2 tRNA genes and 2 rRNA genes (1 of these 4 cut by a window edge) are annotated in these 3,080 nt (G+C 58.7%); all 4 read left to right on the top strand.

Annotated elements, in window-relative coordinates:
- The first annotated feature begins 341 nt into the window (after positions 1 to 341).
- Positions 342 to 1,827: ribosomal RNA gene (locus P409_RS25100) — 16S ribosomal RNA — on the top strand.
- A 166-nt stretch (positions 1,828 to 1,993) separates the two neighbouring features.
- Positions 1,994 to 2,070, top strand: a tRNA-Ile gene (locus tag P409_RS25095).
- Positions 2,071 to 2,111: 41 nt separating this feature from the next.
- Positions 2,112 to 2,187: transfer RNA gene (locus P409_RS25090), tRNA-Ala, on the top strand.
- Between the two features lie 286 nt (positions 2,188 to 2,473).
- Positions 2,474 to 3,080 (top strand): 23S ribosomal RNA (locus tag P409_RS25085) (it continues 2,133 nt past the right edge of the window).
- The 16S and 23S rRNA genes sit together here with 2 tRNA genes alongside, the layout of an rRNA operon.

Genomic DNA, 3,080 nt, shown 5'->3' with positions numbered 1-3,080 from the left:
TTACATCGGCGTTTCTGCCCTGGCGGGCCGGCCCTGGAAGGGGAAGGCGCGACGGGCGGATGCGGCTCTGGAGCCGGGAAACTGGTGGTAAGAGCGACGGATCTTGGACAAGTGGGATAGAGTGGAGAAGGGATACGCGGCCGGCGGTTTGGTCTCTCGGTAGAGGGCGAAGCAAGCGGGCGCGGTATCTCGGACGCTAGTAGAGTCATGAGCGATTTGCCGGAGAGATCTGGTGGATCGTTGGATGGCTCAGGTGTGTGAGGTGCGGCCTTGGTCGAGAGACCTGGGTTAAGCGCTCCACTAGTAGGATCGAGCGACGCGAGTTGCGAAGATCTGAAGTCGAACCTGAGAGTTTGATCCTGGCTCAGAACGAACGCTGGCGGCAGGCCTAACACATGCAAGTCGAACGCCCCGCAAGGGGAGTGGCGCACGGGTGAGTAACACGTGGGAACCTACCTTCTGGTACGGAACAACCAAGGGAAACTTTGGCTAATACCGTATACGACCTCCGGGTGAAAGATTTATCGCCGGAAGAGGGGCCCGCGTCCGATTAGGTAGTTGGTGGGGTAACGGCCTACCAAGCCGACGATCGGTAGCTGGTCTGAGAGGATGACCAGCCACACTGGGACTGAGACACGGCCCAGACTCCTACGGGAGGCAGCAGTGGGGAATATTGGACAATGGGCGGAAGCCTGATCCAGCCATGCCGCGTGAGTGATGAAGGCCTTCGGGTTGTAAAGCTCTTTCACCCACGACGATGATGACGGTAGTGGGAGAAGAAGCCCCGGCTAACTTCGTGCCAGCAGCCGCGGTAATACGAAGGGGGCAAGCGTTGTTCGGAATGACTGGGCGTAAAGGGCGCGTAGGCGGTTCGTTGCGTCAGATGTGAAAGCCCCGGGCTCAACCTGGGAACTGCATTTGATACGGGCGGGCTTGAATCCAAGAGAGGGTGGTGGAATTCCCAGTGTAGAGGTGAAATTCGTAGATATTGGGAAGAACACCAGTGGCGAAGGCGGCCACCTGGCTTGGTATTGACGCTGAGGCGCGAAAGCGTGGGGAGCAAACAGGATTAGATACCCTGGTAGTCCACGCCGTAAACGATGTGTGCTAGCCGTCGGGCAGCTTGCTGTTCGGTGGCGCAGCTAACGCGATAAGCACACCGCCTGGGGAGTACGGTCGCAAGATTAAAACTCAAAGGAATTGACGGGGGCCCGCACAAGCGGTGGAGCATGTGGTTTAATTCGAAGCAACGCGCAGAACCTTACCAACCCTTGACATGGGAAGTATGGTCCGGAGAGATCTGGTCCTTCAGTTCGGCTGGCTTCCACACAGGTGCTGCATGGCTGTCGTCAGCTCGTGTCGTGAGATGTTGGGTTAAGTCCCGCAACGAGCGCAACCCTCCTCTTCAGTTGCCATCATTGAGTTGGGCACTCTGGAGATACTGCCGGTGACAAGCCGGAGGAAGGCGGGGATGACGTCAAGTCCTCATGGCCCTTACGGGTTGGGCTACACACGTGCTACAATGGCGGTGACAGTGGGCAGCGAAGGGGCGACCTGGAGCTAATCCCCAAAAGCCGTCTCAGTTCGGATTGCACTCTGCAACTCGGGTGCATGAAGTTGGAATCGCTAGTAATCGCGGATCAGCACGCCGCGGTGAATACGTTCCCGGGCCTTGTACACACCGCCCGTCACACCATGGGAGTTGGTTTTACCCGAAGACGGTGCGCTGACCCGCAAGGGAGGCAGCCGGCCACGGTGAGATCAGCGACTGGGGTGAAGTCGTAACAAGGTAGCCGTAGGGGAACCTGCGGCTGGATCACCTCCTTTCTAAGGATGCCCGATATACGGGAGCCTAGGATCCGATCATGGGTCTGAAGGCCGCCGGCCACGCATCCCTTCTCCGTTCCAGCCGATGACCGGTTGGGTCCAGAGCGCAGCGCGATCCGCGAGGATGGCGAGGCGACGGGCCTACCGTGTCGTCGATATTGCTTTGGGGCTAGTAGCTCAGCTGGTTAGAGCGCGCGCTTGATAAGCGTGAGGTCGGAGGTTCAAATCCTCCCTGGCCCACCATGACTGACGGCGCGCCGCCAGCGGCAAGGCCTGCAATCTTCGGGGGCGTAGCTCAGTTGGGAGAGCGCGTGCTTTGCAAGCATGAGGTCGTCGGTTCGATCCCGTCCGCCTCCACCAATCTGGTGTGAGAAGACAAAGAGCCGATGGTAAAAGCTGGAACGTGAGAGGAACGAGATCCGTGGGCTGAGGCCTGCGGCAGATCGCGTCAAGCGATCGCGGATATTGGACATTGTGAAGAGAATGCGAAGACGGAACGATCGCCGTCTTGGGCTTGGGAGGTACGCCTCTCTGGTCGCAAGGCGAGGATTGTTCCGGCTGCGGGGAGAGGTATCGATGTATGGAGTTGAGTGTCCGGTAGGGCGCTTGCCTCTGTGCGCGGTGCTTCTCTTAGTAGAAGAGCTGAGATCAAGCGTCTAAGGGCATCTGGTGGATGCCTTGGCACTGAGAGGCGATGAAGGACGTGGCACGCTGCGATAAGCTGCGGGGAGGGGCGAGCACCCTTTGATCCGCAGATCTCCGAATGGGGCAACCCACCGCTTATGCGGTATCCGTACCTGAATCCATAGGGTGCGGAGGCGAACCCGGGGAACTGAAACATCTCAGTACCCGGAGGAAAGGACATCAACCGAGACTCCGTTAGTAGTGGCGAGCGAACGCGGACCAGGCCAGTGATCAGATCTACATAACCGGAACCGTCTGGAAAGTCGGGCCATAGCGGGTGATAGCCCCGTACGGGTAAACCGGATCTGATCCTCGAGTAAGGCGGGACACGTGAAATCCTGTCTGAAGATGGGGGGACCACCCTCCAAGCCTAAGTACTCCTCAGTGACCGATAGTGCACCAGTACCGTGAGGGAAAGGTGAAAAGCACCCCGACGAGGGGAGTGAAAGAGACCTGAAACCGGATGCCTACAAGCAGTCGGAGCGGGCTTGTCCCGTGACGGCGTACCTTTTGTATAATGGGTCAGCGACTTAGCGTGTGCAGCAAGCTTAAGCCGAGAGGTGTAGGCG

It is taken from the genome of Inquilinus limosus MP06 (assembly GCF_000767795.1).
GTDB lineage: Bacteria > Pseudomonadota > Alphaproteobacteria > DSM-16000 > Inquilinaceae > Inquilinus > Inquilinus limosus_E.
Note: the sequence above shows the minus strand (reverse complement) of the source record. Positions and strands in the feature narration are given on the sequence as shown.